This window comes from Janthinobacterium sp. 61, from assembly GCF_002846335.1.
GTDB lineage: Bacteria > Pseudomonadota > Gammaproteobacteria > Burkholderiales > Burkholderiaceae_D > Janthinobacterium.
The window spans coordinates 5,040,703-5,063,400 of sequence record NZ_PJMQ01000001.1; the positions used below are offsets into that span (position 1 = coordinate 5,040,703).

21 protein-coding genes and 1 tRNA gene are annotated in these 22,698 nt (G+C 62.9%); 7 read left to right on the forward strand and 15 right to left on the reverse strand.

What is annotated here, in order from left to right:
* Nucleotides 1-208 precede the first annotated feature (208 nt).
* The 3 genes from CLU92_RS22840 to CLU92_RS22850 are packed head-to-tail and all read left to right on the forward strand — an operon-like array spanning nt 209 to nt 2,253.
* A complete protein-coding gene (locus tag CLU92_RS22840; protein WP_101483725.1) occupies nt 209-862 on the forward strand; it encodes an AIM24 family protein in 654 nt (217 codons plus the stop codon).
* 8 nt (nt 863-870) lie between these two features.
* Nucleotides 871-1,512 (forward strand): AIM24 family protein, encoded by a 642-nt coding sequence (locus tag CLU92_RS22845; RefSeq protein ID WP_101483726.1) that lies wholly within the window; start codon nt 871-873, stop codon nt 1,510-1,512.
* 3 nt (nt 1,513-1,515) lie between these two features.
* Nucleotides 1,516-2,253, forward strand: a complete 738-nt coding sequence (locus CLU92_RS22850; RefSeq protein ID WP_101483727.1) for an AIM24 family protein — start codon at nt 1,516-1,518, stop codon at nt 2,251-2,253.
* Nucleotides 2,254-2,259: 6 nt separating this feature from the next.
* On the opposite strand, the gene CLU92_RS22855 is transcribed toward CLU92_RS22850, so the two are convergent.
* Both CLU92_RS22855 and CLU92_RS22860 read right to left on the reverse strand, forming a co-directional pair.
* Entirely contained in the window at nt 2,260-3,066 is an 807-nt protein-coding gene (locus tag CLU92_RS22855; RefSeq protein ID WP_101483728.1) for an enoyl-CoA hydratase, read from the reverse strand.
* A gap of 37 nt (nt 3,067-3,103) precedes the next feature.
* Nucleotides 3,104-3,733 (reverse strand): head GIN domain-containing protein, encoded by a 630-nt coding sequence (locus CLU92_RS22860; protein ID WP_101483729.1) that lies wholly within the window; start codon nt 3,731-3,733, stop codon nt 3,104-3,106.
* Between the two features lie 178 nt (nt 3,734-3,911).
* Here CLU92_RS22860 and CLU92_RS22865 point away from each other — a divergent pair, with 178 nt between their 5' ends.
* The gene (locus CLU92_RS22865) at nt 3,912-4,469 is read left to right on the forward strand and encodes a flavin reductase family protein (RefSeq protein WP_101483730.1); all 558 of its coding nucleotides are present in this window, start codon (nt 3,912-3,914) and stop codon (nt 4,467-4,469) included.
* Between the two features lie 60 nt (nt 4,470-4,529).
* On the opposite strand, the gene gdhA is transcribed toward CLU92_RS22865, so the two are convergent.
* The 4 genes from gdhA to CLU92_RS22885 form a co-directional block, all read right to left on the reverse strand.
* On the reverse strand, nt 4,530-5,873 hold the full coding sequence (gdhA, locus tag CLU92_RS22870; protein ID WP_101483731.1) for an NADP-specific glutamate dehydrogenase: 1,344 nt from the start codon (nt 5,871-5,873) through the stop codon (nt 4,530-4,532).
* Between the two features lie 248 nt (nt 5,874-6,121).
* Complete coding sequence (locus CLU92_RS22875) at nt 6,122-7,369, reverse strand: DUF819 domain-containing protein (protein WP_101483732.1); 1,248 nt, start codon at nt 7,367-7,369, stop codon at nt 6,122-6,124.
* Between the two features lie 183 nt (nt 7,370-7,552).
* Nucleotides 7,553-8,914 carry a tRNA 5-hydroxyuridine modification protein YegQ gene (gene yegQ / locus CLU92_RS22880; protein ID WP_101483733.1) on the reverse strand — a complete coding sequence of 454 codons (1,362 nt, stop codon included), beginning with the start codon at nt 8,912-8,914 and terminating at the stop codon, nt 7,553-7,555.
* Nucleotides 8,915-9,003: 89 nt separating this feature from the next.
* Nucleotides 9,004-9,642 (reverse strand): TetR/AcrR family transcriptional regulator, encoded by a 639-nt coding sequence (locus CLU92_RS22885; protein WP_101483734.1) that lies wholly within the window; start codon nt 9,640-9,642, stop codon nt 9,004-9,006.
* A 105-nt stretch (nt 9,643-9,747) separates the two neighbouring features.
* On the opposite strand from CLU92_RS22885, the gene CLU92_RS22890 reads away from it, so the two are divergent.
* Nucleotides 9,748-10,968: a TCR/Tet family MFS transporter gene (locus CLU92_RS22890; protein WP_101483735.1), complete on the forward strand. Its 1,221-nt coding sequence runs from the start codon at nt 9,748-9,750 to the stop codon at nt 10,966-10,968.
* A gap of 29 nt (nt 10,969-10,997) precedes the next feature.
* Here CLU92_RS22890 and CLU92_RS22895 read toward each other — a convergent pair whose 3' ends face one another.
* The 4 genes from CLU92_RS22895 to CLU92_RS22910 all read right to left on the reverse strand — a co-directional run bounded on the left by CLU92_RS22895 (nt 10,998) and on the right by CLU92_RS22910 (nt 14,508).
* Nucleotides 10,998-11,249: a DUF1059 domain-containing protein gene (locus CLU92_RS22895; RefSeq protein ID WP_101483736.1), complete on the reverse strand. Its 252-nt coding sequence runs from the start codon at nt 11,247-11,249 to the stop codon at nt 10,998-11,000.
* Nucleotides 11,250-11,315: 66 nt separating this feature from the next.
* A complete protein-coding gene (locus CLU92_RS22900) occupies nt 11,316-13,670 on the reverse strand; it encodes an acyl-CoA dehydrogenase (RefSeq protein ID WP_101483737.1) in 2,355 nt (784 codons plus the stop codon).
* A 123-nt stretch (nt 13,671-13,793) separates the two neighbouring features.
* Nucleotides 13,794-14,153: a hypothetical protein gene (locus CLU92_RS28450; protein ID WP_101483738.1), complete on the reverse strand. Its 360-nt coding sequence runs from the start codon at nt 14,151-14,153 to the stop codon at nt 13,794-13,796.
* Nucleotides 14,154-14,432: 279 nt separating this feature from the next.
* Nucleotides 14,433-14,508 (reverse strand) — tRNA-Phe (locus CLU92_RS22910).
* A 117-nt stretch (nt 14,509-14,625) separates the two neighbouring features.
* Between CLU92_RS22910 and CLU92_RS22915 the strand changes: the two genes are divergently transcribed.
* Nucleotides 14,626-15,396: a hypothetical protein gene (locus tag CLU92_RS22915; RefSeq protein WP_143452638.1), complete on the forward strand. Its 771-nt coding sequence runs from the start codon at nt 14,626-14,628 to the stop codon at nt 15,394-15,396.
* 42 nt (nt 15,397-15,438) lie between these two features.
* Here the strand turns inward: CLU92_RS22915 and CLU92_RS22920 are convergent, their stop codons facing one another.
* The 5 genes from CLU92_RS22920 to CLU92_RS22940 form a co-directional block, all read right to left on the reverse strand.
* The gene (locus CLU92_RS22920) at nt 15,439-15,876 is read right to left on the reverse strand and encodes a hypothetical protein (protein WP_101483740.1); all 438 of its coding nucleotides are present in this window, start codon (nt 15,874-15,876) and stop codon (nt 15,439-15,441) included.
* Nucleotides 15,877-16,048: 172 nt separating this feature from the next.
* Nucleotides 16,049-18,466, reverse strand: coding sequence for a S9 family peptidase (locus tag CLU92_RS22925; RefSeq protein ID WP_180338575.1), 2,418 nt, complete (start codon nt 18,464-18,466; stop codon nt 16,049-16,051).
* A gap of 104 nt (nt 18,467-18,570) precedes the next feature.
* Nucleotides 18,571-20,862: a bifunctional diguanylate cyclase/phosphodiesterase gene (locus CLU92_RS22930; protein ID WP_257561434.1), complete on the reverse strand. Its 2,292-nt coding sequence runs from the start codon at nt 20,860-20,862 to the stop codon at nt 18,571-18,573.
* Between the two features lie 86 nt (nt 20,863-20,948).
* Complete coding sequence (locus tag CLU92_RS22935; protein WP_101483742.1) at nt 20,949-21,359, reverse strand: energy transducer TonB; 411 nt, start codon at nt 21,357-21,359, stop codon at nt 20,949-20,951.
* Between the two features lie 90 nt (nt 21,360-21,449).
* Nucleotides 21,450-21,755 (reverse strand): PsiF family protein, encoded by a 306-nt coding sequence (locus CLU92_RS22940; protein ID WP_101483743.1) that lies wholly within the window; start codon nt 21,753-21,755, stop codon nt 21,450-21,452.
* A 265-nt stretch (nt 21,756-22,020) separates the two neighbouring features.
* Between CLU92_RS22940 and CLU92_RS22945 the strand changes: the two genes are divergently transcribed.
* A complete protein-coding gene (locus tag CLU92_RS22945) occupies nt 22,021-22,560 on the forward strand; it encodes a DUF2058 domain-containing protein (RefSeq protein ID WP_010393404.1) in 540 nt (179 codons plus the stop codon).
* The last annotated feature ends 138 nt before the right edge of the window (nt 22,561-22,698 follow it).

Genomic DNA, 22,698 nt, shown 5'->3' on the forward strand with positions numbered 1-22,698 from the left:
AAGGGGTGCGTCTGGCGGAGCGCCTGCGGACCAATACCTGTTCCAGGATGGAACAGGTGTACCGCGATGTGACGGTGCGGCAAGCGCGGCATTTCAGGCGCGAGCGCAAGGCACGCCCCCGGGCACGCTTTTTTCTATTCAAACACCCCCGTCCGGGAGGAATAGCACTTGCATGGCGCTAAGGCCCCCGGTATCTTGTCGGATAGCCATGGCTTTGTGCCCTGGCATTCTTGGGGAGTCGCGCGTGACCAGTTTCCGCACCAATACCGACCGCCTGCTGGAAGTGCGCCTGCAGGATGAAAAAGTGCTGGCGATCGCCGGCGCCATGGTCGCCTATACGGGCAGCATCAAATTTGAAAAATCCTTGCTCGGTGGCGAGGGCATCTTCGGCGCGCTCAAGCGCAAGGTGACGAACGAAGGCATGCAGGTGATGCAGGCCGCCGGCACGGGCACCGTGTTTTTTGCGCAGAATGCGGCCGAGATCACCGTCATGGCGCTGGCCGGCGAAAAGCTGACCATCGAAAGCAGCAGCCTGCTGGCCTACGACACGAGCCTGAAGACGGGCACCAGCTTTGCCGGCCTGCGCGGCGCCAGTTCGGGCCAGGGCCTGTTTTCCACCACCGTCGAAGGTCACGGCAACCTGGCCGTCATTTCGCGCGGCAACCTGATCATGCTGGAAGTGACCCCCGCGCACCCGCTGCGCGTGGACCCGGACGCCTTCGTCGGCTTCAAGGGCGATATTCGCCAGGAATTCGTCTTCGACGTCAACTGGCGCACCATGATCGGCCAGAGCTCGGGCGAATCGTACCAGCATAAATTCACAGGCCAGGGCGTGGTGTTCATCCAGCCCGCCGAACGCTAGGAGTCGCCATGCCTGTCTATCAGCAAATCAACGAAAAGATGCTTGAGGTCAAACTCGGCAATGAGGAAGTGTTTGCGCGCAAGGGCGCCATGGTGTCTTACCAGGGCGACGTGGCGTTTAGCCGCTCCTTCCTGGCGGGCCAGGGCGTGCAAAGCCTGGCCATGCGCGCCGTCACGAATGAGGGTTATGCCCTGATGTCGGCGCGTGGCACGGGCAGCGTGTTTTATGCGCAGGGCGGCCTGTTCGTCAGCATCGTGCCCGTGCGCGGTGAAACGTTTTATGTGGAAAGCGATTCCCTGCTGGCCTTCGATGCGCGCCTGACGGCCGGCACCATGTTTCTGGGCAACCAGGGCGGCGTGCAGGGCGTGGTGCGCGGCATGGCCTCGGGCCAGGGCTTGTTTACCACCACCTTGCAAGGCACGGGCGAAGTGGCGATTTTGTCGGATGGCAATGCCATCGGCTTGCCCGTCACGCCGGACGTGCCCGTGTTTGTCGATCCGCAAGCGTATATCGGCCACACGGGGCAGCTGAGTTCAACCATCGTCACGGACCTTAACTGGAAAACCTTTGTCGGCCAGGCGTCGGGCGAGTCGTACCAGGTGAAGTTCACTGGCCAGGGTACGGTCTACATCCAAGCGAGCGAAAGGTAAGCCATGACGATTTACAATCCCGATACCTTGCCAAAGAACGATAATCTGAACCGCTTTTCGTATGTCATCGACGTCAAGGAACAGATCTTCATCCGCAAGGGCAAGATGATCGCCTTCTATGGCGAGTTGCGCTTCGAAGCCATGGGCAGCAGCGTGCTCGACTTGATCGTGCGCAATGCCTTCAATGCGCCCAAGTATGTGCACCACTTTGTCGTGGCGCAAGGCCAGGGCCAATTGATTTTGGGCGACAACGGCAATGACCTGGCGTGCTACGACCTGGACAGCGCCAACATGACCATCCGCGCGAAAAACCTGCTGGGCTTTACCAAGGATGTGATTTGCCAGGAATCGACCCTGCCCGGCTATCTGACCATGATAGGCACGGGTAAAGTCATCGCCTCGTCGAACGGTCCCGTGCACTTCCTGGAGTTGCCTTGCCGCGTGGATGAGCAGGCCGTGCTGGGCTGGGCCGACTGCCCCAGCCCTTCGTATCACTACGACTATGCCCACGTTCAGGGCTGGGCCTCGGCCGCCGGCGCGCTCACGGGTTTTACCCTGTCGGGCGAGGAAAAGCAGATCGACTTCACGGGCGTCGGCACGGTGCTGGTGCAGTCGTCCGAGCTGGACGTGACGGGCAGCTCGGCCCTGATGCAGCTGCTGGCGCAATTGCCACTGCTGGGCAAGGAAGACCTGGGGACCTTGAGTCTTTCCGTCCAGCAGCAGATGAAGCAAGAGCGTTAAACTACTTTACGGCCGCGCCCAGCTGGGCGGCCGTTTCTCCAGGAAGGCGGCGACGCCTTCCTCCGCATCCTCTTCCATCATGTTGCGCGCCATCACGTCGCCCGCATACGCATACGCGTCGTCCAGCGGCAGCTGGCGCTGCCGGTAGAACATGGCTTTGCCATAGCGGATGGCTGTCGGGCTTTTCGCCATGATTTGCTGTGCCAGGCGCGCCACGGCTTCGTCGAGCGCCGCGTCGGCCACCGTTTCATTGATCAGGCCCCAGTCGACGGCCGTGTCGGCGTCGATGAAGCGGCCCGTCACCAGCATGTCGAAGGCCCGCTTGGGCGAGACATTGCGCGACAGGGCCACGGACGGCGTGGCGCAGAACAGACCCACGTTGATGCCGGACACGGCGAAGCGGGCGGACGCGCCCGCCACGGCCAGGTCGCAGCTGGCCACCAGCTGGCAGCCGGCCGCCGTGGCGATGCCATGCACGCGGGCAATCACGGGCACGGGCAAGGACTGGATGGCTTGCATCACGCGCGAGCATTGCGCGAACAGGGTTTGATAATACTCAAGCTCACGCGTGGCTTGCATCTGGCGCAAATCGTGGCCCGCGCAAAAGGCCTTGCCTTCGGCGGCCAGCACCACACAGCGCACCTGCGGTTGCTGCGCGATGCTATCGAACGCCTCTTGCAACGCCGCCAGCATGGCGACGGACAGGGCGTTGAATTGCAGCGGGCGGTTCAGGCGCAGGGTGACGAGGCCATCGTGCTCCTCGCGCAGCACCAGCGGTGCGTCGGTATCTTGGGTATCGGGTGTTGCGGTCATGGGGTCTCCAGTGGCCTGATGGCTTTGTCAGGAAGTCTTACTTGGCGGCGTTGACGCTGCCGATGCCGGCGATCGATTTGTGCACGATCTTCGGCTTGCCGTAATACGTCAGTTCGCCCATGCCGCGCACCACGGCGTTCAGTTCGCCCGAGGAATACACCTTGACGGAGCCGATGCCGTCGAAATTGACATCGACGTTTTTCGCCAGCAAGGCTTTCGTATCGACTTCGCCCACGCCTTGCGCCTTCAAGCGCAGCCAGTCGACCTGGCCTTCGGCGGTCAGGCGGCCCGCGCCCTTGTAGCTGATGTCGACCCTGGGGCCATTGAGCTTGGTCAAGATCTTCTCGCCTGCGCCTTCCGCGATCAGCTTGCGCAAGGCGGGCATGGTGATGATGACCCGCGGGTCGCCCTCGGTCTTCTTGATATCCTTGTCTTTCATGGAAATTTTCAACTCGCCATCGACCACCTCCGTGATCACGCCGCTGAGGAACTTCTGGTCGCCGCGCAGCAGCAGGCTTTGCTCCTTGCCCGATTCCACCTCGATGCTGATGGGGCCACGGATGTCGATGGCGTTGAAGGCGGCGACCGTGCGGCTTTGCTCGTCGGCATGCGCGAGGGTGGAGAGGCAAGCGAGGGACAGGACTGACAACAGGAACAGAGGACGCATGGCGGTTTCCTTGAGTAGTTGATCAGTGTATTCTAGGGCGCAAGTTCTCCGAGAGGGAGAAATTTGCGATGAACTGCACAAATCTCGGCGCGGATGCCACCGCGCGGCCATCGGCCAGGCGCGCGCCCGCCGAGGCGCCATTGGTCTATGCTATGGCGTACCGCGTCCTGGAGAGCAGATGAAAAATTACCACAAAGAAGATTATCCCGTCGCCGATATCCGGCGCTTCCTCGAGCCCGGGCCGGTGGTGCTGGTCAGCTCCACCTGGAAGGGCGAGAGCGACGTCATGACCATGGCCTGGCACATGCTGATGGAATTGTCGCCATCGTTGCTGGGCTGCTTCATTTCCGACGCGAATCACAGCTATGAAATGATCAAGCGCAGCATGGAGTGCGTGATCAACCTGCCCACGGCCGACATGGTCGACCAGGTGGTGGCCATCGGCAATTGCAGTGGCGAAGACACGGACAAGTTCACGGCCTTCGGCCTGACGCCGCAGCCGGCCGAGCGGGTGGGCGCGCCCCTGATCGCCGAGTGCTACGCCAACTTCGAATGCAAGCTGGCGCAGGTGGCGGGTAATCCGAAGGGCGGCTTTTTCATTTTCGAGTGCGTGAAGGCCCACGTGGCCACCTCGCCCAAGCTGCCCGAAACCCTGCACTACCGCGGCAACGGCGAGTTCATGGTGTCGGGCCGCACCATCAGCCGCAAGAGCCTGATGAAGCCTGAAATGTTGTAGGTCGGCGTAGGTCGGATTAGGCGCAAGGCGCCGTAATCCGACAACACCGTTGGCCGATGATTAAATCACCCCTTGCGCCAGCATCGCATCGGCCACTTTGACAAAACCGGCGATATTGGCGCCATCCACATAGCTGACGGTGCCGTCAGGACGCGTGCCGTACTGCTTGCACGCCGCATGGATGCCTTGCATGATCTGCAGCAAACGCGCGTCGACTTCTTCGCGCGGCCACGCCATGCGGGCCGCGTTCTGGCTCATTTCCAGGCCCGACGTGGCCACGCCGCCCGCATTGCTGGCCTTGCCCGGCGCATACAGCACGCCGGCCGCCTCGAACGCCTTGGCCGCCTCGATGGTGGTGGGCATGTTGGCGCCCTCGGCCACGCACTGCACGCCATTGGCAATGAGTGTGCGCGCATCGTCGATGTTCAATTCATTCTGCGTGGCGCAGGGCAGGGCGATGTCGACCGGCACGTGCCATGGCGACACGCCCGCCTCGAAGCGCACCCCCGTGCGCTCGGCGTAATCGCTGACGCGGCCATACAGGTGGTTCTTGATTTCCATCAGGATGGCCAGCTTTTCCGGCGTAAAGCCGTCTTCGTCGATGACGGTGCCGCTGGAATCGGAGACGGTGATGACTTTCGCGCCCATTGCCATGGCTTTCTCCACCGCGTACTGCGCCACGTTGCCCGACCCGGAAACGGACACGCGCATGCCTTCGAACGAGCGGCCCTGCGTTTTCAGCATTTCTTCGGCGAAATAGACGGTGCCGTAGCCCGTCGCTTCAGGCCGCATCAGCGAGCCGCCAAAGCTGGCGCCCTTGCCCGTAAACACGCAGTCGGCGCGGTTGCTGAGCTTTTTCATCATGCCGGCCATGTAGCCCACTTCGCGGCCGCCCACGCCGATGTCGCCAGCCGGCACATCCGTGTCCGAACCCACATGGCGGAACAGTTCACTGACGAAGGCTTGGCAAAAGCGCATCACTTCGCCCGGGCTCTTGCCCTTCGGATCGAAATCGGCGCCGCCCTTGCCGCCGCCCATCGGCAAGGTCGTCAGGGCATTCTTGAACGTTTGCTCGAAGGCGAGGAATTTCAGCACCGACAGGGTGACGGACGGATGGAAGCGGATGCCGCCCTTGTACGGCCCGATGGCCATGCTGTGCTGGATGCGGTAGCCGCGATTGACTTGCACCTGGCCATGGTCATCGACCCACGAGACGCGGAACATGACCACGCGTTCCGGCTCGATCAAGCGTTCCAGCAAGCCTTGTTCCGCGTATTTCGGGTGCTGCTCGAGGAACGGCCACAAGCTCTCCATGACTTCGGTGACGGCTTGCAGAAACTCGGGCTGACCTGGATTGCGTGCGGCGACATGCTGGACATACTCGTGAGCAGATGCGTATTTCATCAGAATTCCATGGAGGTGATCGGTTATTTGGGCAACTATCATCGCAGATTTTGCACGAAAATAGTGCAAAAATTTGGTTTTGAGGGGTTTCTGCTACATTTTGGGGATTTTTTGGAGGCTCTCAGGCCGAAGCAAGGGCGAATGCCTTATTGCGAAAAAACACGTGACGAGGCGGTTTCAGCGGCATGCCAGGCCCACAAACGACAACGCCAGCCCTAAGGCTGGCGTCGTTGTCATGGCCGGGTGAATCACCCCGCCATGGCGCGCAATATCAAACCCGTGATGTAAGCGCCATACGTGCCCAGCGCGTAGCCGAGCACGGCCAGCAGCACGCCGACGGGGGCCAGGGCCGGGTGGAAGGCGCTGGCGATGACGGGGGCGGAGGCGGCGCCGCCGATGTTCGCTTGCGATCCCACGGCCATGAAGAACAGCGGCGCACGTATCAGCTTGGCGACGAGCAGCATCAGGCCGCCGTGCACGGCGATCCAGATCAGGCCCAGCAGGAACAGGAATGGCTTGTCGAACAGGGCTTTCAAGTCCATGTGCATGCCGATGGTGGCCACCAGCACGTACAGCATGGCCGAGCCGATGGTCGAGGCGCCCGCGCCTTCCAGGCTGCGCGCCCGGGTAAAACTGAGCAGCAGGCCGAAGGTAGTGGCGAGCACGACGATCCAGAAGAAGTTCGACGTCAGGCTGTAGTCCTGCAGGCGCCATTCGGCGGGCAGGGTGTTGATCCAGCTGATGATGGGGCCGGCCAGGAAGTGCGACAGGCCCGTCACGCCCAGGCCCACGCCGAGGATGATCATGATGTCGGTCAGGCTGGCAACGCGCGCATGCTGGGCCCGGTAGCTCTCGATGCTGTCCTTGAGCGCATTGATGGCTGTCAAGTCGGCGCCCGTCCAGCGATCGAAGGCGCCCGCGCGGCCGGCCAGGAACAGCAGCACGGCCGTCCAGACGTTGGCCACCAGCACGTCGACAGCGACGAACTGGCCGAACAGGGTGGCGTCCACTTCAAACACTTCCTTCATGGCCGCCTGGTTGGCGCCGCCGCCTATCCACGAGCCGGCCACGGTGGTCATGCCGCGCCAGGTGTCGCCCGCCACCGTTTCCGGGTGGATCAAACGCAAGGCTTCGAACGAGACAAGGGCGCCCAGCATGACGCCAAGCGTGCCAGTGAGAAACATGATGATGGCTTTGGGCCCCAGGCGGATGATGCCGCCGAAATCGATGGCCACGCACAGCAGGACCAGCGCGCTGGGCAGCAGATAGTCGCGCGCCACGGCGTACAGGCCGGACGTGTTGCCATCGATGATGCCGAAGGTGTTGAGCAGCGCCGGGATCAGGTAGCACATCAGCAGCGACGGGATATACGTGTAAAACTTTTTCCAGAAGCCGTTCGTTCGGGAAGCGGTCCAGAAAACGGCCCCCAGGGTCATGGCGAGCAGGCCGAGGACGACGGCGTCATTGGTGATCAGGGCAGGTGTGGCAGGTGGCATCGGGGATTCCGGTGAACGTGTCAGGAACGCCCGGGATGCCGATAAGGCTCCCGGACGCAGGGTGGCCGTATCGTATAGTAATGTTGAGGCTTAAACAAATTGTTTAAGCGGTGCCGTGTGGATTTTTACTTGTCAAATCAAACACTTAGAAACTGCTCGCCACAGCGCGCACTAGACTGGTGGTTACAAATAGCGGGCCAGCAAGGCCTTGTCGAGGGCACCGTCGAGTTCGATGCGCACGAAGTGGCCGCTGCCGGGCGCGACCTGGATTTCCTTGCCGTCATCGCTGAGCATGCGTGCTATGGTGAAATCGCGGTTGCCGCCCGGATGCAGGGCCTCGATGCGGTCGCCCACGGCGAAGCGGTTTTTCACTTCCACCCTGGCCCAGCCGTCCGCCACGCCCAGCACGTCGCCCACGTACTGGCTGCGGTCCGCTTCCGAGGCGCCGCGCATGTAGTTCTGATGTGTTTGCGTGTGGTGGCGCTGGTAAAAACCATCCGTGTAGCCGCGATTGGCCAGGCCTTGCAGCTGGCCCAGCAGGCTGATGTCGAAAGGACGGCCCGCCACGGCGTCATCGATGGCCTGGCGGTAGACTTGCGCCGTGCGCGCCGCGTAGTACAGCGATTTGGTGCGGCCCTCGACCTTCAGCGAATCGACGCCGATCTTGACCAGGCGCTCGATATGCTCGACAGCGCGCAAGTCCTTCGAGTTCATGATGTAGGTGCCGTGCTCGTCTTCGAGTATCGGCATCAGCTGGCCAGGGCGCTGTGCTTCTTCAATGAAATAGGGCTGGTCGGCCAGCGGATGGCGCGGCTGCTGGTGCAGGGCCGAAAACGCATTGTTGTCGGCCTCGGCCAGCGCCTGGTGAAATTCCAGCGGCACCACCTGCATGCCGCCCAGATCGCCGCTGGCGTCTTCCGAAGCATTTTTCACCTTGTAATCCCAGCGGCAGGAATTCGTGCACGTGCCCTGGTTCGGGTCGCGGTGGTTGAAATAGCCGGACAGCAGGCAGCGGCCAGAGTAGGCGATGCACAGGGCGCCGTGGACGAACACTTCCAGTTCCATCTCCGGGCAGCGCTGGCGGATTTCCTCGATCTCGTCGAGCGACAGTTCGCGCGACAGAATCACGCGCGTCAGGCCCATGCGGTGCCAGAATTTCACATCCGCCCAGTTCACGGCATTCGCCTGCACGGACAGGTGGACAGGGACGTCCGGCCACTTGTCGCGCACCATCATGATCAAACCCGGGTCGGCCATGATCAGGGCGTCGGGACGCATGGCGATCACAGGTTCCATGTCGCGCAGATAGGTTTTCAGCTTGGCATTGTGGGCGAAGATATTGCTGGCGACAAAGAATTGCTTGCCACGCGCATGGGCGCCATCAATTCCCTCCTGCAAGGCTTGCAAGGTTGAAAAATCGTTATTGCGCACGCGCAAGCTGTAGCGCGGCTGGCCCGCGTAGACGGCATCGGCGCCATAGTCGAAGGCGGCGTGCATCTTGGCCAGGGAGCCGGCAGGAAGGAGGAGTTCGGGAGCGTGGCGCATGGAGGAGGAGCAAAGCCGGCGATTGTAGGCGGCTTGGCGCCAGATTGCCTTGCCTTGGGTCAAGGGATTGACAGCCGGCACCAAGGCGCTCAGGCGTAAGGCGAGCCCGCCAGCGCCGCGTTCAAGCCGATATGTCCCTGGTCCAGCAGCGCGAGAAAGCTGGCCTTGGCCTGCCGCGCGTCGCCATGCTGGCGAAAGTGCCGGTGCGCTTCGATGAGGGCGGTGCTCCAGGTTGCCAGCAGCAGGCTGGCCGCAAGTTGTGCCAGAGGATCGTGCGCGTCGCGCCCGGTGCTCTCGGTCAGTGCCTGCGCCACCACGTGCGCCAGCTCGTCGCGTATCGCCCGCGCCCGCGCTTTCAGGGTATCGCTGGCCTCGATGGTGGCAATGAAACCCTGGCCGGCGGCGGAAAATGTGATGTAGGGACTGTCCTCCAGTACCAGCCGGTGCGCCAGCAGGCGCAGGGTGTCGATAGGCGCGATGGCGGGATCGCGCTGGCGCAAGGCGGCACGCAGCAGTTCGCGTCCCTCTTCCTCGCGGTCGAAGAACATGTCTTCCTTGCGCGGGAAGTGGTTGAACACCGTCATGCGTCCCACGCTGGCGGCCGCTGCGATCTCGTCCACCGTCACTTGCTCGAAGCCGCGTACGAAGAACAGGCGCGTGGCGGCATTCGAGATGGCTTGCCGGGTGGCAAGGCGTTTGCGGGAGCGGAGGTCGGCAGGAATCGTCATGTTGCCGCAATCATACACCAGGTGTACTGAGTACAGATAAGGCTTGATGACACAGTCAGGCGGGGCGTATTATTTATGTACTGAGTATATATTTGGATTGAGTATATGAAGCCATCCGTTCCGGCGACAGCGCTGTCTGTCATCTTCGCCACGGTCGTGCTCGATGCCGTCGGCATCGGCCTGATCTTCCCCATCCTGCCTGCACTGCTGCGGGATGTCACGCATGCCGCCAACGTGGCGCCGTATATCGGCATCATGACGGCCTTGTACGCGCTGATGCAGTTCATCTTTGCGCCCGTACTGGGAGCGCTGAGCGACCGCCTGGGGCGGCGCCCCGTGCTGCTGGTTTCGCTGGCGGGCGCCGCCGTCAACTACCTGTTCCTGGCGTTTGCGCCCAGCCTGTGGATGCTGTTGCTGGGGCGCGCCATCGCGGGGCTGACGAGCGCCAACGTCTCCGTGGCCACGGCTTACATCAGCGATATTTCGGCCGAGAAGCAGCGGGCGCGCCGCTTCGGCTTGCTCAACGCCATGTTCGGCGCAGGCTTCATCATCGGCCCCGTGCTGGGCGGTGCGCTGGGCGATTACGGGCTGCGCCTGCCGTTCATGGCGGCGGCCATCTTGAATACCGGCAACCTGTTGTTGACGTTTCTTACCTTGCCCGAGTCACGTCCCCCCATGCGTGAGCCCACGCGCGCGAAAATTGACCTGGCGGCATTGAATCCCTTGCGTCCGCTGCGCTGGGTTTTCTCGCAGAAAACCTTGCTGCCGATCACCGTCATCTTTTTTACCTTCAGCGCGGCCGGTGAAGTGTATGGCGTGTGCTGGGCCTTGTGGGGCCACGATGCGTTCGAGTGGAACGGGCTGTGGATCGGCCTGTCGCTGGGCGCCTTTGGCGTGTGCCAAGCGCTGGCACAGGCCTTCTTGCCCGGCCCGGCCGTGAAACTGCTGGGCGAGCGCGCCACCATCCTGACCGGGGTGGCCTGCGCCTGCCTGGCGCTGGTCGTCATGGCCTTTGCCAGCCGCAGCTGGATGATCTTCGCCATCATGCCTGTGTTCGCCTTGGGCGGCATCGGCGCGCCGGCCCTGCAGTCGCTGGCCACGCGGCAAGTGGCCGACGACCGGCAAGGCCAGTTCCAGGGCGTGCTGGCCTCGTCCGTAAGCCTGGCGTCCGTGCTCTGCCCGCTGGTGTTTTCCAGCCTGTATTTTGTGTTCAGGGAACACTGGCCCGGCGCCATCTGGCTGTCGGTGATCGTCGTGTACGCGGCGCTCGTGCCGCTCGTACTGGGTCTGGACATCAGGACGCCAGCCAGCAAGCTGGCATCCTGAACTAGCAAGCCGGCGTGGCCGGCACGGACTTAATGTGTGTGCGTGTGCGCGGCGCTGCTGCTGCCGGCCTGCCCCGCCATGGGCAGGTGTTCGGGCGGCATGCCGTCCTTGAACAGTTGACGCAGCTGCTGGCGCAGCTCCGGCGTGTCGTGGTGATGGTGTACCGAAACCGCGTGTTCCACAGCAATTCCCAATAGCTCTTCCTCGCTGTCGGCCGAGATGGCCACCGAGCAATGCGTGTCGCTTGGAAATTCCCGGCAATCGATGAATTTGCGTGTCATGATCGACTCCTTTCTGCCAAGAGCGGGTACCGTACCCGCTCCTTTTAGTATAGGCCGCAATCTGGCCTAGGCCACGCGGCTGCTGGCATTCGTCCTGTGCGCAGGCAAGTGTCTGGGCTGTGCCGTATCGGCGGGGAAATCGTTGACCTGTATCAAGCCATCGACCAGGCGCGCATATTCCAGCAAGGTATTGTGCTCCTGGCAGCTGACCAAGTTTGCTGGCTTGGCCGCAGCCAGCCACTGTTGCATGGCAGACAGGCTTTGCGGCAGGCGCCTGAGGGACGCCCCTTCGGGCGTGTCTTTCAGGCGTTTTTCGATGTGCAGCACGTCGGGCAGCAAGGCCAGCGCCCGTTCGGCGCAAGCCAGCGCATCGTCGGTGTCGCTGGCGACATGGCCGTCGGCCAGCAGGCGCTCGCGGTCGGCGCCCGGCGTTTGCAGGGCCAGCGCCACCTCGCTGCCCAGTTCGTCGGACGGCGGACGATGGGGCAGGCCGAAGGGCAAGAGCAGCATGCGCAGCAACACCGCCAGCACGCGCGCGGGAAAATTATCCAGTACACCCGTCAAGCCCTGCTGCGCCTTGACCAGCGCATCTTGCAGCGACCAGTGCACGTAAGGCAGGTCGGCGGCGAAACGGCCATCGTCCTCGTAACGCTTCAGCACGGACGACGCCAGGTACAGTTGCGCCAGCACGTCGCCCAGGCGGGCGGACAGCCGCTCGCGGCGCTTGAGCTCGCCACCGAGCACGAACATCGACATATCCGTCATGACGGCAAAGGCCGTCGACATGCGCGTCAGCGCGCGGTAATAGGGAGCCAGTACGGGTGCGCTGGCGTCGGGGACGGCCACCAGGCGCGCGCCGCCCAGTGCGTACCACAATCCCCTGGCCAGGTTGCCCAGCACAAAGCCTACGTGGCCAAAGAAGGCCGCATCGAAATCGCGCACGGCTTTGCGGCCATCGCTTTCGCTGACGGCCGCCATTTCCCGGAGTACATACGGATGCGCGCGGATGGCGCCCTGGCCAAAGATGATCAGGCTGCGCGTGAGGATGTTGGCACCCTCAACGGTAATCGCGATGGGGATTTGCTGGTAGGCGCTGGCGAGGAAATTGTCCGGCCCCACGCAGATGCCCTTGCCGCCCAGGATGTCCATGCCGTCATTGACGAGCGCGCGTCCCCGTTCCGTGACGTGGTATTTGACGATGGCGGAAATGACGGCCGGCTTTTCGCCCAGGTCGACGGCGTGCGCAGCCAGGGTGCGGGCCGCGTCCATCAGGTACAGATTGGCGCCCATGCGGGCCAGCGCTTCCTGCACCCCCTCGAATTTGCCGATAGCCATGTTGAACTGGCGCCGCACGGCCGCATATGCGCCGGTGCCGCGCACGGCCATCTTGCCCATGCCCACGCTGGACGAGGGCAGGGAAATGGCGCGCCCGGCCGCCAGGCATTCCATCAGCATGCGCCAACCTTTACCCACTTGCGCCTGGCCGCCGATGACCCAGTCGATGGGGATGAAAACATCGTTACCGGACGTGGGGCCGTTCTGGAACGCGGCGTTCAAGGGGTGATGCCGGCGGCCGATCACCACGCCGTCGTGGCTGGCGGGGATCAGGGCGCAGGTGATGCCCGGCGCATCGTTGTCGGAGAGCAAATGATCGGGGTCGCTGGTCTGGAATGCCAGCCCCAGCAAGGTCGCCACGGGCGCCAGGGTGATGTAGCGCTTGTTCCAGCTGAGGCGGAAACCCACAGTGGCGCGCCCTTCATGCATGCCCATGCACACGATGCCAAGGTCGGGAATGGCAGCCGCATCGGACCCCGCATATGGGCTGGTCAGTGCAAAGCAGGGAATCTCCGTGCCGGAAGCCAATCGCGGCAGGTAGTAATCCTTTTGTTCTTCGGTGCCGTAGTGCAGCAGCAGTTCGGACGGTCCCAGCGAATTGGGCACCATCACGGTCACGGCCAGCGCCGAGCAGCGGCTCGACAATTTCATCACCACCTGCGAATGCATGTAGGCGGAGAATTCCTTGCCGCCGTATTGTTTCGGGATGATCATGCCGAGGAAACCCTGCGCCTTCATGTAGGCCCAGGCTTGCGGCGGCAAATCCTGCGCCTGCTGCGTTTCCCAGTCGTTGACCAGTTCGCACAGCCGCTCGACGTCGTGGTCAAGAAAATGGCGCTCGTCGGCAGTGAGCGAGGCGCGGCCATAAGCCAGCAGCCTGGACCAGTCGGGCCGGCCGGAAAACAGCTGGGCATCCCACCAGGTGGTGCCCGCCTCAAGGGCGTCGCGTTCCGTGTCGGACATGCTCGGCAAGATGCGCTTGAACAGGGCCAGCAAGTGTGGGGTAATCAGGGCGCGGCGCACGGGGCCGGGCGCGAACAGTGCAAGCAGGCCCAGCAGGGCCACCATCAGTACGATCGTCAGCATGCGATATCTCCCTGTGTAATAAGTACAGGGTAGGCCGATATGGCCGATGTTACTGTGCGGTACTGCGCATACGCACAACGCCAACCGGATGGGTTGGCGTTGTGGTGTGTGGCGTGAGGCGTATTAGCGTTGTGGAACGACAATCACCGTGTCGCCTGTCTTGCCCTTGGCACCGTCGTCGCCCTTGGCACCGTCGTTGCCTTGGACACCATCGTTGCCTTGAACACCATCGTTGCCTTTTGCGCCAGTGGCGCCCTTGGCGCCATCATATCCGGCGGCACCGCTGTCGCCGGTCTGGCCAGTGGCGCCGGTCGCACCGGTTGCGCCGGCAGGAGCTTCGGCACCCGTGGCACCCGTTGCGCCGGCTGGACCAGGCGCGCCGGCAGGGCCGGGGACGACTTGCACGACGGGTGGCGCTTCGCGCTGGCAAGCGGTCAAGGCGAGGGTAGAGGCGAGCGCGAGCAATATCAGGGTTGTTTTCATGATGCATCCTTTGGAGTGTGCCGTTATGTACGGAACGGCTCGACGGCGTCGGGCGCGAGTTTCGCATGGCGGGGAGAGATGACCAGTTGACCCGTCTGCCGTGTTGCGCATGGCGCGGACGGCGGGAAGGGAATTAGTGGTCTGCCTGCAGCATGTGCTCCTGGACGGCTGCAGTCCGTACGTTTGCGTACACAGCGGTGGGCGCGATGGTGGTTTTGTGCAAAGACAAACAAAAACGCCACCCGAAGGTGGCGTTTTTGATAAGTTCTGCTGAATTCTTGGTGGCCCGGGGCGGAATCGAACCACCGACACAAGGATTTTCAATCCTCTGCTCTACCGACTGAGCTACCAGGCCAAGGCGGCGAATTATAGCAGAAAGACTTTCCACCTGACCAGAGCTAGCTGTGTTCAAATGCAACAGATGGCCAAAACATGGTGTTTTGGCATCGATATGCGACATAAGGATGCGACGATGCAGCGACGTATTGGAGTGCAAGGCTTGGCGGTGGCGGGCTTGTTCAGTTTGTTTTGCAGTACGGCGCGGGCCGACGGGCTGGCCGATTTGAATGCGGCGCTGGCGCGCTTGCAGGGGCAGATGCCTATCAAGGCACAGGTGGAATCGAAAACCTGGCGCCGCGAGGGCGAAGGCAAGGCGGCGGAAGAGGATAGTGGTCAGGCCATGGTGACTGTCGACGGCGGGTCGGCGGGCTTGCAAGTGCTCTACGGCAAGGATTTGCTGGCGAAAGTGGAAGCCGAGCAGCGCGCCAAGGTGAAGGATCCCAAGGTCAAGACGCCGATCGGCTTTGCGCTGGGGGAAATGAAGGCGACGGAGCTGCGTTCCATGGTGTCGGCGGCGGATGCCCTGTCGCGCGAGATCGAGGAAGCCGTGTTCAGCGGCGAAAAAATGGATAGCTACAAGGGCAAGCCGGCGCGCCTGATCAGCTTTACCCTGTCGCTCGACAAGGTGCCTGAGAAAGACCGCAAGTATGTGAAGAAGTTCGAAGGCGGCATCGAGGTATGGATCGCTGCAGACGGCACGCCGCTGGCCAGCCATTTCCACGTGGATGTGAGCGGACGCGCCTTTGTCGTCATCAGCTTTACGCAAAAGACGGATGAGACGCGCCAGTATGGCGTCAGCGGTGACCATTTATTGTTGCTGCGCAAGGAAAGCAAGAACGCCACCTCGGGTGCGGGCGAGAAGGTGGAAAGCAAAATTATCAAGACCTTGCAGCTGCAATCCTGAAGCGTTGCAAAACCTCCCAAGCCGCTGATCCAGTGGCTTTTTTTACATCGCCGAGCTGCCGCCCATGACGCTCTTTTGCAGTACGCAGCGTCCCGCTTCGCAGGTGGCGCCCGGGTCCGTGACGATGGAGCAGGTCGACATCATGCCATCCGCCTGCTGCTGCTTGCGGCTGGCCTCGGCTTGCGCCTGGGCCAGTGCCTTGAGTGTCTTGCCGTCATGGTCCTTGCTGGACCACGCCAGATAGCGCTCGGGCCCACCGCAGGCCTTGGCGCCGATGGCGAGGGTGTGGCATTGCTGGGTGGAGTCGCAGGCGGCGGCACCCACTTCCGCCTGGATTTGCGCCAGCAAGCCGGCATTGCCGGGGGCGGGCGGCGCATCCTGTGCGGGGGCGCTGCCACAGGCACTGGCGGCCAGCAGCACGATGGAGGAGCACGCGGCGCGCAGCAGTGGTAACAGGATGGGGGAGGTAGGTATATGCATGCCTTCATCATGTGCCACGCTTGCCCGAATGGCAAGCGCGATTCGCACGCTGGACGCACATGCTGTTGCCGATCCTGCCGTCATCGAGCGACACGACGCCGCGGCCCCTGCCGTTTGACTGACGTCAAGATGCCGTACATAAAAATGCCCGCATGAAAGCGGGCAGTTAAACTTACTTCAGCGTGCGCTGGAACAACTGATAAATCCTGCGGTACTCGTCATACCACGCTTCGGGCTGCACGAAGCCGTGGCGCTCCATGGGGTAGCTGGCCATTTCCCAGTTATCCTTTTTGAGCTCGATCAAACGCTGCGACAGGCGCACGGAATCCTGGTAAAACACGTTGTCGTCGATCATGCCATGGGCAATCAAGAGGTTGCCCGTCAGTTTGTCAGCGTATTCGATCGGCGAGGAGATTTTGTACGCTTGCGGATCGATGTCCGGCGTGTTCAGGATATTGGCCGTGTACTCGTGGTTGTAGGTAGTCCAGTCCGTCACGGGACGCAGCGCTGCGCCGGACTTGAACACGTCCGGCGCGCGCATCAGGGCCATCAGGCTCATGAAGCCGCCATAGCTGCCGCCATAGATGCCCACGTTCTTGATGTCGCCCTGGTGCTGTGCTGCCAGCCAGTTGGCGCCGTCGAGGAAATCTTCCAGTTCCGGGTGGCCCATCTGGCGGTAGATGGCCGTGCGCCACGCGCTGCCGTAGCCCATCGAGGCGCGGTAGTCGACGTCGAGCACGATATAGCCTTGCTCCACCAGCAGGTTGTGGAACATCTGTTCGCGGAAGTACACAGGGTAGCGCTCGGTCACGTTCTGCAGGTAGCCGGCGCCGTGCGCGAACATGACGATGGGATAGCGCTTGCCCGCTTCCAGCTGCGCAGGGCGGTACAGCTTGGCCCAGATGGGCGCCGCGCCATGCGTGGACGGCACTTGCACCAGTTCCGGCATGACCCAGCTGCGCGCCTTGAAGGCCTCGCTGCGCGTATCGGTCAGGATAGTCGCCTTGCCGCCTGCAACGGAAATCGTCGCCAGCTGGGCCGGCAGGTAGCTGTTCGAGTAGCGCAGCAGCAGCTTGCCGTTATCCGGCGACAGGCCGAAGTTTTCCACGCCTTTCAAATTTGTCACTTCGCGCACGCCGCCCTCCCTGGCCGTGCTGGCGCACACTTCATAGGTGCCGGGCGCCTGCGGGTTGCACATAAAGTAGGCGGTCTTGCCGTCGCGGCTCCACTCGACGGCGCTCACTTCCCATTTGCCTTGCGTCAACGCGCGCGCCGGAGCCGCGCCCGTTTTTGTGTACAGGTGGGCGTAGCCGCTTTCCTCGGACAAATACCACAGGGTGGCGTTGTCGGGCAGCCAGCCGAATTCGTCGGCGCGGCGGTTGACCCACGCCGTGTCGCTCATGCGGTGGACGGGCAGGAGGGCGCCATTGGCCAGATCGACGTTGGCGATCCAGCGGTCCTTGTTGTCGATGGCGCGCACGCGCACGGCCACGCGCGAACCGTCATCGGTCCAGGCGATGCCGTCGCGCTGGGCGTCGATGCGCACGGGACGGTTGCCTTTCAGTGGCGGCAGCTTCTGTTCGGCGCGCAAGGCCGCCAGCGGATCGGTGGCGATGCCGGGCAGGCTGTCGAAAGCGATCTCGCGCACCTGGCCCGTGCGCAGGTCGGCCAGTTTCAGGCTTTGCGCGATGGGCATGTTGCGGCCCACGCGCGTACGCTCGTCATCCGCTTCCGGGTAGCCTGTTTCCGTGACGTAGCGGGCCAGTTTGCCCAGCTTGCCTTTTTCGGCGGCCTTGTCTTGCGTGACGAACAGCAGCCAGCGGCCATCCGGCGACAGGGCGCTGCCCGATATCGTCACTTTTTCGCCCAGGTAAATCGGTTCCGGCGCGCGCGTGGCGTCCAGGCGGCGCTCTTCGTGGCGGCGCTCGCGGCTTGCGTCGCGATCTTCCTTCTGGCGCGCCAGGTTGACGATCAGGCGCAGTTGCAGCTCGCGCAGGGCGTCCGCTTCCGGCTTGGCATCCGGGTCCTTGGCTGTGCGCAGCAGGGCGACGGGCGCGCTCAGGCGGTCAACGCGGCTCCAGCTGAACCAGTCGCTGCCGCTACGGTACTGCACTGCGCTGCCGTCGGCGGAGTATTGCGGGTCGCTGATGGCCGAGACGCCGCGCGTGATCTGGATCAAGGCACCGTTTTTCAGGTCGCGCTCGAACAAGTCGCCATTGCGCAGCAGGATGGCGCGCGTGCCGGCCCGGTTGACGACCATCTGCTGGCCATCGAGGTTCGCCAGTTGCGCATCGTCAACCTTCTTGCCGCTATTGAGCTTGGCGTTCGCGCCTGCCAATTGATAGGTGTCGCGCAGAGGCGAACTAAGACGTTTTTGCTTGTAATACAGCTGGCCATTCCAGCCCCACCACGCCGCTTCGACGGGTGTGCCGATCCAGTCGGGATCGGCCATGGCCTGGTCCAGGGTGATGGACGTTGGGGCTGCGGTAGTGGATGGGGCCGCATGGGCGGCGGGCAGGGCGGCGGCCAGCAGAGACAGCAGCAGAGGTGTCAGCAGGGGTTGGGCCAACAGGGGAAGAACCAGACGCATCGGGGATCGCTTTATTTGACGAGATGATAAAAGGGGATGGTGAAGGTACAGGCCATGAGGCCGGTATTCTAGCGGAGGAGTTTCGTGCAGGAAATGTCGGAAAGCTAAGCTTGATGTTGGGCCAGCCAGGCGAGAAAGTCCTCAAGCGGCATGGGCCGCGCATACAGGTAGCCCTGCAAGCCATCGCAATCGTGGGCGACCAGGAAGTCGGCCTGCTCCTGCGTTTCCACGCCTTCGGCCACGACGCGCAAGCTCAGATGGCGCGCCATGGCCAATATCGCTTGCACGATGGCCGTATCGCGCGCATCGCGCGGCGTGTCGTCGATGAAGCGCTTGTCGATTTTAAGTTCGTACAGCGGCATCGAGGTCAGGTAGGCGAGGCTGGAATAGCCGGTGCCGAAATCGTCGATGGAAAAGCGGATGCCCAATGCCGCCAGTTCGCGCATGCGCGCCAGCGAGGCGTCGCGCTGGTCGATCAGCAGGCCTTCCGTCAATTCCAGGATCAGGTCGCCGGCCGGCGTGCCGTACTCGGCCAGCGCCGCCTGCACGCGGGCGGCGAAATCAGGCTGGCGAAATTGGGCCGGACTCACGTTTACCGACAGCGCCACGGGCGATCCCGCCTGCGCCAGCAGGCTGGCGGCGCGGCACGCTTCGCGCAGGGCCCAGTGCCCCAGCCTGACGATCAGTCCCGATTCCTCGGCGATGGGGATGAAGACACCCGGCCCGATATGCGTGCCGTCCGCCTGTGGCCAGCGCATCAGCAGCTCGGCCCCCGTCACCCGGCCTTGGCGGTCGACCTGCGGCTGCACGTGCATGCATAATTCATGCTCATCGAGGGCGCGCGCAAGCGCCCGTTCCAGGGTCAGGCGCCGTTCCACGCCTGCCTGCATGGCCGCTTCAAAGAAGGCGATGCCGTTGCGCCCTTCCGCCTTGGAGCGGTACATGGCGATGTCGGCTTCGCGCAGCAGGTCGTGCGCCTGTTGGCCCGTTTTTGGCAGCAGGGTCACGCCGATGCTGGCGCTGCAATGATAGGACTGCCCCTCGATATCGAAGTCGCGCGCGATGGCGGCGCGGATTTTCTCGGCCACCTGGGCTGCCGCGCGGGCGGCGCAGTCCAGGTCATTGGCCAGGTGCGCCAGCAGCACGACGAATTCGTCACCGCCGATGCGCGCCACCGTGTCGGCTTTGCGCATCAGCTGCGCCAGTCGTTCACCGGCCAGGCGCAGCAGCGCGTCGCCGGTGGCGTGGCCGCGCGCGTCGTTGATGTGTTTGAAGTGGTCGAGGTCGATGAACATCAGCGCGCTGATTTTATTGTCGCGCGGCGCGGCGGCCAGCAGGTGGGCGATGCGGTCCATCAGCAGGCGCCGGTTGGGAAGGCCCGTCAGCACGTCGTAGAAGGCCAGGCGGTGGATGTCCGCTTCCGATTTCTTGCGCTCGTCAATTTCGCGCTCGACAGCCACCCAGTGCGTCTGCCTGCCGTCCGCATCCGTAAACGGCACCAGTTCCGCTTCGACCCAGTACGCCTTGCCGGCCTTGTTGTAGTTCAGTAACTCCGCCCTGGCCGGCTGGGCGCTGGCCATGGCGGCGGCGACGCGGGCCAGTTCGTCCGCATCGGTGGCGGGGCCCTGCTGGAACAGCAGGCTGCGGCCCAGCACCTCGGCACGCGTATAGCCGCTGCTGCGCGTGAAGGCGTCGTTGACGAAGATGATGCGCGTGGCCGGCACCGCGCCGGGGCCGGGCGGGCCGTCCAGCACTTCGGCGATCATCACCATGTCGTTCAGGCGGGCCAGCGCCGTGGCCGTCAAGCGCAGCTCGGCGTTGCGTTGCGACAGGGCCTTGCTGCTGTCTTCCAGGTGGCGCAGCAGGAAGGCGCAGGACAGGGTCAGCACGGCGGCGATGAACAGGAAATTCAGGGCCACGATCAGCGCGCGCAGCGCGGGAGAATCAGGCGTGCCCGGCAAGTGCAGGGCGACGTCGGGATACAGGCCCAGGAAAAAGATGGTCAGAGACGTCAGGGCCAAGGTTGACAGGGCTGGCCGCATGCCCAGCAGCAGTGCCGCCAGTACGGGCATGAGCATCATGTAGATCTGGCTGACGGGGCCGATTTTCAGCAGCAGGCCCACGCCCACCAGGTAGGCGACGATCAGGAACTGCCACACGCGCCAGCGGTAGGACATGGCACGCAGATGCCAGATGACGCCGACCCAGCCGATGGCCAGCAGGTCGAGGACGACAATGGACCAGATGGCTTCGCTCGCGGCCAGCAGTGCGCTGGGAATGGCCGTCACGAAGCCAAGCAGCAGAACCACCTGCAGCAGGCGCTTAAAGACCTGGCCGCGCCAATGCGCGAGATCGTTCGACGCCACCACGCTGCCGTCCTTTCTCCAGAATGCCATGTAACCGTACTGAGCAGTAGGTTGATTAAATACTACGCGCTATCTTTCCTCATGTCATCTTGATCATTCATCATGATTGCCGGCGTTCAGCGTTCAGCGTTGTCGACGGATTCATTGATCCATTGGTAGGGCATGATGACCTTGCTGGCGACGGGCTTGCCGTCCAGCGTTTCAGGCTGGAAGACGCACTTGCCCAGCGCATCGCGGGCCGCCTGGTCGAGAGCGGGATAGCCGCTGGAGCGGATGACAGCCGCTTTGCTGACCTTGCCGTCTGCTTCTACCGTGAAGTGCAAGGTCACTCTGCCTTGGGCGCCGCGACGTTTCTCGCCCGGGGGCCAGGCTGGCTGGGTGCAAGCGGCCGGCATGCTGGCTGGCACGCGCACGGCCGGTGTCGAAATGGGCGCCGGCGTGCTTGTGTGACAGCCTGGCAAGAGAATGGCGAGGCAGGTGGCGGCCAGCAGGCTGCCGGCAGTGGAAGGGGACAGGCGATAGGGCAAGAGGAGACTCCAGGTGGTGGGAACAAAAAAAAGCCAGCCTTTCGGCTGGCGCTGTGGGGTGAAGCGCACACTGGCGCTTCGAACCGGCGCTTATTTCTTGGGCGCGCTCAGGCATTCTTTCATGAACGCCTTGCGCGCGTCGCCCTTCATGTCCTTGGCGTCGGCATTGCACGTTTTCATCTTGGTTTGCTGCGTCATGGCCGGCGCCGGCTTGGCGCTCAGGCATTCCTTCATGAAGGATTTGCGCTCATCGCCTTTTTTGCCTGCGGCATCGGCATTGCAGGTGGTCATTTTCGACTGTTGCGCCGTCTTGGCGGCGGGGGCCGCTTCCGGTGCGGCGGCAAAGGCGGTGCTGGCAAACGCGGCAGCGATGCAGAGGGCGATTAATTGTTTCATGGCAAATCCTTGTAGACGCAGGCGATGGAAGGGGACAGGCAATCGGCAGCTCACTGCCGATATACAGAACGTAACTAACTATATGACATTTATCAACAAAATTTCCAATCGAGTGTGTCTTTTTGTTACTGCCGGGCGCCAGGCGTCGACCGGCAGGCCCGGCCAGTCATTCTGCGGCGGCAGCGGCCCTGTTTTTTGCTATGCTAACGTCTTTCCACCGGCCGATGCCGCAGTCTCGGCTGGCGCACCCTCATACGGAGTAGTTATGGTCTCGTTGCAAGAGCAGTTTTTAAAGGCCGGCCTGGTCGACAAGAAGAAGGTCAAGCTGGCCAACCAGGACAAGAGCAAGCAAAAAAAGGACGAGCGCAAGAGCGGCACGCAAAGTGTCGACGAGGTGCGCCTGGCCGCGCTCGAGACGCAGCGCAAGAACGCCGAGCGCGCGCGCGAATTGAACGCGCAGCGCGACGCGGCCGCCAACCAGAAGGCCATCGTGGCGCAGATTGCGCAAATGGTGCAAAAGAACCGTCAAAGCAAGGGCAACCACGGCGAGCTGCCGTACAACTTTACTTTTAACAACAAAATCGAGCGCATCTATGTGACGGCTGCCGTGCAAGCCCACCTGGTGGCGGGCCGCCTGGTGATCGTCTGCCTGGGCGGTGCCGTGGAGCTGGTGCCGCGCATCATCGCCGACAAGATCGCCGAACGCGATCCGGCCATCGTCGTACGTGTAAAACAGGCCAGCACCGAAGTGGACGAGGACGATCCGTATGCGGCGTTCCAGATTCCTGATGATTTGATGTGGTAAAGCGGATTGCCCGGCGCCAGGTGCGTCGGCTGATGTAGCGAGCGGGCCGGAGATGGCTCGTTCAGGACGGCGCTTATAGCAGCGCCAGATCCGTTTTTTCCGTAAGATTGTGGCACCGCCAGAATGTGGCATGCTCGA

Bases quoted from the DNA above. Each gene is read 5' to 3' on its own strand.
- CLU92_RS22855 (WP_101483728.1), bottom strand. From the start codon at position 3,066: ATGACCGCAACACCCGATACCCAAGATACCGACGCACCGCTGGTGCTG.
- CLU92_RS22895 (WP_101483736.1), bottom strand. From the start codon at position 11,249: ATGACACGCAAATTCATCGATTGCCGGGAATTTCCAAGCGACACGCAT.
- CLU92_RS28450 (WP_101483738.1), bottom strand. From the start codon at position 14,153: ATGAAAACAACCCTGATATTGCTCGCGCTCGCCTCTACCCTCGCCTTG.
- CLU92_RS22840 (WP_101483725.1), top strand. From the start codon at position 209: ATGGCTTTGTGCCCTGGCATTCTTGGGGAGTCGCGCGTGACCAGTTTC.
- CLU92_RS22925 (WP_180338575.1), bottom strand. From the start codon at position 18,466: ATGCGTCTGGTTCTTCCCCTGTTGGCCCAACCCCTGCTGACACCTCTG.
- CLU92_RS22940 (WP_101483743.1), bottom strand. From the start codon at position 21,755: ATGAAACAATTAATCGCCCTCTGCATCGCTGCCGCGTTTGCCAGCACC.
- CLU92_RS22845 (WP_101483726.1), top strand. From the start codon at position 871: ATGCCTGTCTATCAGCAAATCAACGAAAAGATGCTTGAGGTCAAACTC.
- CLU92_RS22850 (WP_101483727.1), top strand. From the start codon at position 1,516: ATGACGATTTACAATCCCGATACCTTGCCAAAGAACGATAATCTGAAC.
- yegQ (WP_101483733.1), bottom strand. From the start codon at position 8,914: ATGCGCCACGCTCCCGAACTCCTCCTTCCTGCCGGCTCCCTGGCCAAG.
- CLU92_RS22875 (WP_101483732.1), bottom strand. From the start codon at position 7,369: ATGCCACCTGCCACACCTGCCCTGATCACCAATGACGCCGTCGTCCTC.
- CLU92_RS22860 (WP_101483729.1), bottom strand. From the start codon at position 3,733: ATGCGTCCTCTGTTCCTGTTGTCAGTCCTGTCCCTCGCTTGCCTCTCC.
- CLU92_RS22920 (WP_101483740.1), bottom strand. From the start codon at position 15,876: ATGCATATACCTACCTCCCCCATCCTGTTACCACTGCTGCGCGCCGCG.
- CLU92_RS22930 (WP_257561434.1), bottom strand. From the start codon at position 20,862: ATGGCATTCTGGAGAAAGGACGGCAGCGTGGTGGCGTCGAACGATCTC.
- CLU92_RS22900 (WP_101483737.1), bottom strand. From the start codon at position 13,670: ATGCTGACGATCGTACTGATGGTGGCCCTGCTGGGCCTGCTTGCACTG.
- CLU92_RS22885 (WP_101483734.1), bottom strand. From the start codon at position 9,642: ATGACGATTCCTGCCGACCTCCGCTCCCGCAAACGCCTTGCCACCCGG.
- CLU92_RS22915 (WP_143452638.1), top strand. From the start codon at position 14,626: ATGCAGCGACGTATTGGAGTGCAAGGCTTGGCGGTGGCGGGCTTGTTC.
- CLU92_RS22890 (WP_101483735.1), top strand. From the start codon at position 9,748: ATGAAGCCATCCGTTCCGGCGACAGCGCTGTCTGTCATCTTCGCCACG.
- CLU92_RS22945 (WP_010393404.1), top strand. From the start codon at position 22,021: ATGGTCTCGTTGCAAGAGCAGTTTTTAAAGGCCGGCCTGGTCGACAAG.
- gdhA (WP_101483731.1), bottom strand. From the start codon at position 5,873: ATGAAATACGCATCTGCTCACGAGTATGTCCAGCATGTCGCCGCACGC.
- CLU92_RS22865 (WP_101483730.1), top strand. From the start codon at position 3,912: ATGAAAAATTACCACAAAGAAGATTATCCCGTCGCCGATATCCGGCGC.